7 protein-coding genes and 1 tRNA gene are annotated in these 7,526 nt (G+C 75.3%); 4 read left to right on the top strand and 4 right to left on the bottom strand.

Translation table 11 applies throughout. The features are described from left to right. The 4 genes from ACSNOK_RS28260 to ACSNOK_RS28245 all read left to right on the top strand — a co-directional run. Nucleotides 1-1,296 (top strand): N,N-dimethylformamidase beta subunit family domain-containing protein (locus ACSNOK_RS28260; protein ID WP_436783625.1); only part of this gene is annotated, 1,296 nt, incomplete at its 5' end. Between the two features lie 68 nt (nt 1,297-1,364). Continuing rightward, nucleotides 1,365-2,267: a phosphoribosylaminoimidazolesuccinocarboxamide synthase gene (locus ACSNOK_RS28255; protein ID WP_436783624.1), complete on the top strand. Its 903-nt coding sequence runs from the start codon at nt 1,365-1,367 to the stop codon at nt 2,265-2,267. Between the two features lie 125 nt (nt 2,268-2,392). Continuing rightward, complete coding sequence (locus ACSNOK_RS28250; protein ID WP_436783623.1) at nt 2,393-3,148, top strand: response regulator transcription factor; 756 nt, start codon at nt 2,393-2,395, stop codon at nt 3,146-3,148. Next, a complete protein-coding gene (locus tag ACSNOK_RS28245; RefSeq protein WP_436783622.1) occupies nt 3,145-4,527 on the top strand; it encodes an ATP-binding protein in 1,383 nt (460 codons plus the stop codon). The genes ACSNOK_RS28250 and ACSNOK_RS28245 overlap by 4 nt, the downstream gene beginning before the upstream one ends. A gap of 101 nt (nt 4,528-4,628) precedes the next feature. Here the strand turns inward: ACSNOK_RS28245 and ACSNOK_RS28240 are convergent. The 4 genes from ACSNOK_RS28240 to ACSNOK_RS28225 all read right to left on the bottom strand — a co-directional run. Further along, nucleotides 4,629-4,701 (bottom strand) — tRNA-Gly (locus tag ACSNOK_RS28240). 38 nt (nt 4,702-4,739) lie between these two features. Continuing rightward, nucleotides 4,740-5,336: a response regulator transcription factor gene (locus ACSNOK_RS28235; protein WP_436783626.1), complete on the bottom strand. Its 597-nt coding sequence runs from the start codon at nt 5,334-5,336 to the stop codon at nt 4,740-4,742. Between the two features lie 5 nt (nt 5,337-5,341). Continuing rightward, entirely contained in the window at nt 5,342-7,015 is a 1,674-nt protein-coding gene (locus tag ACSNOK_RS28230; protein WP_436783621.1) for a sensor histidine kinase, read from the bottom strand. A 43-nt stretch (nt 7,016-7,058) separates the two neighbouring features. After that, on the bottom strand, nt 7,059-7,526 hold a 468-nt coding region (locus ACSNOK_RS28225), incomplete at its 5' end, for an ABC transporter permease (protein WP_436783620.1).

Here is a 7,526-nt window from a genome sequence, read left to right as displayed (position 1 = left end):
CGCCCCGCACCCCCCTGGTACGCCACCGCCGACGACGTCCGCCGCCCCATCCGGGGCTTCACGTCCGACGCGGCCGTCGCCCCCGGCGAGTCCGTGGCCTTCCGGGTCACCGTGGAGCCCCCGCGGCCGTTCACCGTCGAGGTGTACCGGGTGGGCCACTACGCGGGCCACGGCGCCGCGCGGATGGCCGTCAGCCCGTGGCTGGACGGGCTGACGCAGCCGCCGCCGCTGGTCGCGGACCGGGCCGTGTCCTGCCACCACTGGTGGATCTCCTGGCGGCTGGACGTCCCCCCGCACTGGCCGCCCGGCGCCTACGTCGCCGTCCTGGCCACGGCCGACGGGCAGCGGTCGCACGTGCCGTTCACCGTCCGCGACGGCACCGCCGCCGACCTGCTGATCGTCCTCCCGGACCTCACCTGGCAGGCGCACAACGTCTACCCGGAGGACGGCCGCACCGGCGCCGGCCTGCGGCACGCGTGGAACGAGCGCGGCCGGCTGCTCGGCGAGGAGGGCGCGGCCGTCACCGTCAGCGCCGACCGCCCGTACGCGGGCACGGGCCTGCCGCCCGACATCGGCCATGTCTACGACGTCATCCGCTGGGCCGAGCGCTACGGTTACGACCTCGGCTACGCCCACGCCACCGATCTGCACGCCGGCCGCGTCGACCCCACCCGCTACCGCGGCCTGGTCTTCCCCGGCCCGGACCGGTACTGGTCCGCACCGCTGCGCAACGCCGTCGAGACCGCCCGCGACGCCGGCACCTCGCTCGTCTTCCTCGGCGCCGCCGCCCTGGCCCGGCAGGTCGGGACGGCACCCTCGCCGGCCGGCCCCGACCGGCTGCTGACCTGCCGCAGACAGCGCGCCGGGGGCCGCCCGGCCCCCTGGCGCGACACCGCGCCCGAGCAGCAGCTCCTCGGCATCCAGCACGTCGGCCGCGTCCCCCGCCCCGCCCCCCTCGTCGTCCGCAACACCGACCACTGGCTGTGGGAGTGCACCGGCGCCGCCGAGGGCGACGAACTGCCCGGCCTGGTCGCGGGCGACGCCGACCGCTACCACCCGCGCACCGCCCTCCCCCCGCACACCGAACGGATCCTGCTCGCCCACTCCCCGTACCGGGACGCCGACGGCGTCCGCCGCCACCAGGAGACCTCGCTCTACCGGGCGCCCGGCGGCGCCCTGGTCTTCGCCTCCGGCACCTCCGGCTGGGCGCCCGCCCTGGACCGGCCCGGCCACATCGACCCACGCGTCCAGCGCGCCACCGCCAACCTCCTGGACCACATCTGCAAACGCGCCTGACCCCCACTCCGAGCGGGCAGGCGCATACGGCAGAATCAAGGCGTTTGGACAAACCACCAGGAGGACGCGTGTCCGGATTCGTCGAGAAGCCCGAACCGGTCGAGGTGCCGGGCCTTGTGCATCTGCACACCGGCAAGGTGCGCGACCTCTACCGCGACGGGGAAGGCCGGCTGGTGATGGTCGCCAGCGACCGCATGTCCGCCTACGACTGGGTGCTGCCCACGGAGATCCCCGACAAGGGCCGCATCCTCACCCAGCTGTCCCTGTGGTGGTTCGACCGGCTCACCGACCTCGTCCCCCACCACGTCCTCTCCACCGAGCTGCCGCCCGGCGCCCCCGCCGACTGGGAGGGCCGCACGCTCGTCTGCCGCTCCCTCGACATGCTCCCCGTCGAGTGCGTGGCCCGCGGCCACCTCGCCGGCTCGGGGCTGCGCGAGTACGAGCAGACCCGCACCGTCTGCGGCCTCGCCCTCCCCGAGGGCCTGACCGACGGCGCCGAACTCCCCTCGCCGATCTTCACCCCGGCCACCAAGGCCGAGGTCGGCGAGCACGACGAGAACGTCTCCTACGAGGAGGTGGCCCGCCGCGTCGGCGCCGAGACGGCCGCCGAGCTCCGCCAGATCACCCTCGCCGTCTACGACCGGGCCCGCGGCATCGCCCGCGATCGGGGCATCGTCCTCGCCGACACCAAGTTCGAGTTCGGCCGGGCGGAGGACGGCGAGCTGGTGCTCGCGGACGAGGTCCTGACCCCCGACTCCTCCCGCTTCTGGCCCGCAGACCAGTGGCAGCCGGGCCGCCCGCAGCCCTCGTTCGACAAGCAGTACATCCGCGACTGGCTCACCTCGCCGGCCGCCGGCTGGGACCGGCACGGCGAACTGCCGCCGCCCGCGCTGCCGGACGACGTCGTCGAGCAGACGCGCGCCCGGTACGTGGAGGCGTACGAGCGGCTGACGCTCACCCGCTGGACGTGACGACGGGGGAGGGCGGGCCGGCGGCGGCATGAGGGGCTCGGCCGAGTCCTAAGAGACCTCCGAGTCCTAAGAGGTCTCCGAGTCCTAAGAGACCTCTCAGAAACCCTCTGCCACAGTGGGGCATCATGGCCGCTCCTGTCCCTCCTGCCAGTCACGGCAGCCACTCCGTCCCCGTCGGCCCCGCCGTGCTCGTCGTCGACGACGACCCCGAGGTCCGTGCCGCCGTCGTCGACGGCCTGGCCGTCGAGGGCTACGACGTCCGGTCCGCCGCCGACGGGCTCGCGGCGCTCTCCGCGGTGGCCGCCGCCCCGCCCGCCGCGATCGTCCTCGACCTCGCCATGCCCGTGCTCGACGGCCTCGCCGTCTGCCGCCGGCTGCGCGAACTCGGCGACCGCACGCCGATCCTCGTGCTCACGGCCCGGGACGCCGTCTCCGACCGGGTCGCGGGTCTCGACGCCGGAGCCGACGACTACCTCGTCAAACCGTTCGCCCTGGACGAGCTGCTGGCCAGGCTGCGCGCCCTGCTGCGCCGCGCCACCCCCGCCCCGGCCGGCGGCACCGACGCCCGCGCGGGCACGGCCGGCCTGCTGACGTACGGCGACCTCACCGTGGACCCCGCCACCCGCACCGGCGCCCGCGGCGGAGTGCCCCTGGAGTTCACCCGCACCGAGTTCACCCTGCTGGAACTGTTCCTCCGCAACCCGGGCCAGGTGCTGCCCCGCGACACCATCCAGCAGCACGTCTGGGGCACCGACTTCGGCCCCGAGTCCAACTCGCTCTCCGTCTACGTCGGTTACCTCCGCCGCAAACTGGAGACGGGCGGCGCGCCCCGCCTGCTGCACACCGTGCACGGCATCGGCTACCGGCTGGCCGAACAGTGATCCCCAACCCGTTCCGCCGCCGCCCGCTCCGCACCCGGCTGGCCGTCGTCACCTCCGCCGCCGTGGCGCTCGTCGCGCTGGGCGTGCTCGCCGCCGCCTACGTGGTGATCCGCTACGAGATCAGGAACCAGCTCGACCTCCAGCTCAAACAGCAGGCCGGCACCCTCGTCCAGCAGGCCCGCGCCGGCGGCACCGGCGTGTTGTACGCCGAGTGCGCCTGGCTGGCCGCGCCCGCCTGCGCCCAGGTCGTCCCCGCGGACCCGGCCGCGCCCGGGCAGCGGAGCCTGGTGCTGCCCGTCACCGGCGCCACCCGCCGCGTCGCCGCCGGCACCCTCGGCGCCCACTACAGCGACATCGTCCGCGACGGCCGTTCGCTGCGGATGCTCACCACCCCGCTCGGTCACGGCCGGGCCCTCCAGGTGGCGGTCCGCTCGGACACCGTCGACAAGGGCGTGGAACAGGCCGGGCTGCTGCTCGGCGCGGTCGGCGGCGCCGGGGTGCTGCTGGCGGCCGTGCTCGGGTACGGCGCGTCGCGGACCGCCCTGCGCCCGGTCACCCGGCTCACCGCCACCGCGGAACGCATCGCCGCCACCCGCGACCCGGCCCACCGGATCACCCTGCCCCCGGACGAGGAGCGGTCGCGGGACGAGATCACCCGGCTCGCCACCAGCTTCAACACCATGCTGGGCGAACTGGAGGACGCGGTCGCCGCCCAGCGCCGGCTCGTCGCCGACGCCTCCCACGAACTGCGCACCCCGCTCACCGCGCTCCGCACCAACGCCGAACTCCTCGCCCGCGCCGAACGCCTCACCCCCGCCCAGCGCGACCGCGCGGCCGGTGCCCTGGGCCGCCAGCTCCGAGAGGTGACCGGCCTGGTCAACGACCTCATCGAGCTGGCCCGCGACGAGGAACCGCGCCAACTCGTCGAGCGGGTACGGCTCGACCTGCTCACGGAGCGCTGTGTGGCCGCCGCGCGCGGTCACTGGCCGGCGACGCCCTTCGCCCTGGAGGCCGGGGGAGCGGCGGACGTCACCGTGCCGGGCGTGCCCGCCCGCCTCGCCCGGCTGCTGGCCAACCTGCTGGACAACGCCGCCAAGTTCAGCCCGCCCGGCGCCGCCGTCGAGGTACGCCTGGACCGCGGTCCGGACGCCGTGGAGCTCACCGTTCGCGATCACGGACCCGGCATCTCGGACGAGGACCGGCCGCACGTCTTCGACCGCTTCTACCGCTCCCGGCAGGCCCGCGCCCTGCCCGGCTCCGGCCTGGGCCTGGCCATGGCCCGGCAGATCGCCCGCGCGCACGGCGCGGAACTGACGGCGGAACGGCCGGCGGACGGACCGGGCGCGCTCTTCCGGCTGCGCTTCCCCGCCGAGGGGTGAACCGCCGGCCGTACGCTTCCGCACCCGCCCGCGTACGATGTCCGCCCACGACGCCCGCATACGACGAAGGCCCCGGTCACAGGACCGGGGCCTTCTCTCTGAGCGGACGACGAGGCTCGAACTCGCGACCTCAACCTTGGCAAGGTTGCGCTCTACCAACTGAGCTACGTCCGCACGCTTCCGACCGGCTTCACCGGGCGGCGCGGGTACCACTATAGCCAACCCTGAGCCCGTGCGATGCGCGCCGCCGCGTGCCGGTTCTCCGCACCGAGCTTCGCGGCCGCCGCGGAGAGGTAGTTCCGGACCGTCCCCGGCGTCAGCCGGGCCCGCTCCGCGATCTCCGCGATCGGCGCCCCGTCCTCCGCCAGCTCCAGCAGCTCCGCCTCCCGCGCGGTCAGCGGCGAGTCCCCCGCGCTGATCGCGTCGGCCGCCAACTCCGGGTCGACATAACGGCTTCCCGCGTGCACGGTACGGATGATCTCGGCGAGCCGCCGGGCCGAGACGGTCTTCGGGACGAACCCCCGGACGCCCGCCTCCAGGGCCCGCTTCAGATGCCCGGGCCGCCCGTGGCCGGTCACGATCATGGTGCGGCAGTCGGGGACTTCGGTACGCAGCGATGTGGCCACTGTCACACCGTCCGCTCCCGGCATCTGGAGGTCGAGCACCGCCACATCGGGCCGGTACGCCCGGGCCATGGCGATGGCCTCCGTCCCCGAGGCGGCCTCCGCGACCACCCGGAGGTCGTCCTCCAGCCCCAGCAGGGCGGCGAGCGCGCCCCGGATGAGGTGTTCGTCGTCGGCGAGCAGCAGTGTGATCACGGGTTTCCTCCACGGTCCTCGGCGAGGGCGACGGCTTCCGGCGTCCGGGCTTCGGGCGTCCGGGCTTCGGGCGTCCGGGCTTCAGGCTTCCGGGCCTCCCGAGGTCCGGCCTGGGCCGCCCCGACGGCCGGCCTGCCGACACCCTCACCCGACTCACCCGACTCACCCGCCGCGCCCGCACCCCCCGCGCCCTGCGCGTCCTTCGTGTCTCCCGCGCCCGGCCGCCCGGCCGCGGGGGCGCTCCGCCCGCCGTCCACCGCGACGGTCGGCACGCCTGCCACTCCCGGCACATCCGTCTCCACCGACGGCACTTCCACCCCTGCCGACACCTGACTCCCCGCGGGCCCGTCACCTTCCGCCGGTACGTCCGCCACCGCCGGTACGTCCACCACCGGCGGCACCTCCACCGCCGCCAACGGCACCTCCGCCGTCAGCCGGAACGTCCTCTTGGCCCGGTGCCCGGCCTCCAACGTGCCGCCCAGGGCCGCCATCCGCTCCCGCAGCCCCGCCAGCCCGGAACCGCGCCGGCCGGCGTCCCGCGAGCCGCCCGGGCCGGAGTCCGAGCCGGAGTCCGAGCCGGCGTCCGGCGCCACCCCGGCCCCGTCGTTCTCCATGATCAGCACGGCCGACGGGCCGACGATCCGCAGCCGGATCGCACAGCGCCGCGCGTCCGCGTGCCGCAGCACGTTCGTCGTACCCTCGCGGACCACCCAGGCCAGGGCGGACTGCACGGGGTCGGGCAGGGCGTCGCGTGATGTGTCGTCGATGCGGCAGGCGATCCCCGCCGCGCCCAGCACCCCGCGCGCCCCGACCAGTTCGGTGTGCAGGTCGGCCCGCCGGTAGCCGCGCACCAGCTCCCGCATGTCGCGCTGCGCGTCCCGCGCGATGCGCTGTACCTCGGTCATCTGCTCCAGCGCGGCCGGCGACCCCCGGTGCGCCAGCTGCGCCGCGAGTTCGCTTTTGAGCGCGATCACCGTCAGATTGCGGCCGAGCACGTCGTGCATGTCCCGGCCGAAGCGCAGCCGTTCCTCCGCCACGGCCAGCCGGGCCTGGACGGTCCGGGCGTGGTCCGCCTCCCACATCACCGCGAGCATCCAGCCCGTGCTGCGGACGGTGGCCAGGGCCCACAGCGCGCCGGCCCAGACCATCAGTACGGTCACCACCGCGCCGGCCGGCCGGCCGCCGAACGGCAGTATGGCCACGCCCGTCCCGATACCGCCCAGCAGGCACCACCACAGGTACGTCCGCACCCGGGGCGCGAGCAGGCTGAGCGCGCCGAAGAACGTCAGCGTCCCGCACATGATCACCATGGACGGCGCCATGACGTCCGAGGGCCCGTTCGCCCGCACCATGGCGACCAACTGCACCACGGACACCGCGAGCAGCACGCCGGACAGGGCGGCCCACCGCCAGGGCGCGGGATGCCGCAGCCGGTAGTGCTCCAGCGCCCGCCGGAAGAGGACCACGCCCACGCCGCACTGCGCCCAGCCGGTCGCCAGCAGGACGAGGGCGGCGGCGCCGCTGCCGTCGGACGCCGAGCTCACCAGCGAGAGGGTGGACGAGAGCGGGAAGAGGCACGGCAGCAGGTAGAGAGTCCAGCGCATATAGCTGTCGACCTGGGCGATCCGGCTCCGCCCCCGCCAGCCGCCCACGCGCGTTCGTACCCCCACTGCCCGTTCCCCTCCCGTTCCTCCGGTGCCGCGTTCGCCCCGCTCAGCGGCATGGCTCCCAGCGGAACCACCGCTTCACAGCAAACACGCCCAAGGCGGCCCAGGCCAAAGCGGTCACCCCGTGCCCCAGGGCCTCGTACCCGCTCACCGCGCCGAACCATCCCCCGCGCAGCAGGGCGACGGCCGGTGTCAGCGGCAGCAGTTCGCTCACCGAGGCCGCCAGGGGCGGGAGGGACTCCGGGGGGACGAGGACCCCGGAACCCGGCAGCGAGACGAGCAGCAGCGGCAGGGCCGCGAGCCGGGCGTTCTCCGCGGTCCGCGCCCAGGCGGAGGCCGCCGCCGCCAGCGTCGCGCAGACGGCGACGCCTAGCACGAGACCGGCGGCCAGCAGATCGGGCCGGGCCACCGGCCGTACGTCCAGCCACAGCGTGCCCACGAGCACCAGCAGCGCGCACTGGGCCACCGCGATCAGCGCGGCGGGCAGCGCCACCCCCGCCAGGACCTCCCCCTC

Source organism: Streptomyces sp. URMC 126 (assembly GCF_051386555.1).
Lineage (GTDB): Bacteria > Actinomycetota > Actinomycetes > Streptomycetales > Streptomycetaceae > Streptomyces.
Note: the sequence above shows the minus strand (reverse complement) of the source record. Positions and strands in the feature narration are given on the sequence as shown.

Bases quoted from the DNA above. Each gene is read 5' to 3' on its own strand.
- ACSNOK_RS28250 (WP_436783623.1), top strand. From the start codon at position 2,393: ATGGCCGCTCCTGTCCCTCCTGCCAGTCACGGCAGCCACTCCGTCCCC.